Source organism: Agromyces sp. NPDC055658 (assembly GCF_053618155.1).
In genome coordinates this window covers 1-263 of record NZ_JBSHHD010000146.1, presented here as the reverse complement: position 1 = coordinate 263, position 263 = coordinate 1, and the positions used below count along the sequence as shown (strand labels likewise).

The following is a 263-nucleotide window of genomic DNA, read 5'->3' as shown; positions in this document are numbered from 1 at the left end:
GTGTCGATATCCTCTGGCGCGACATCGAATTCGGTCATCCCGGTCCAGCCGGACACCACGACATCCTGCGCGTGGTACTCGTCGGCAGCCAGGCCGACCGCGCCGGCTTTGACGCGCAACGGGATGTCCTTGCTCACCAGCGTGACATGCTTACCCTCCGCAGCGAGATTGGCCGCACACGCGAGGATCCGGGTGTCGTTGGTCTCGGTACGGAAGCCCGTCGGCAACACCGACTGGTCGATGTGATTCAACTCGACCTGCAG

At 63.5% G+C, this 263-nt stretch carries 1 protein-coding gene; it reads right to left on the bottom strand.

Going from position 1 to position 263, the window contains the following annotated elements; all coding sequences use genetic code 11:
- The coding region (locus ACWGPE_RS19215; RefSeq protein WP_452049350.1) for a PIN domain-containing protein at positions 1-263 on the bottom strand (263 nt) is incomplete at both ends.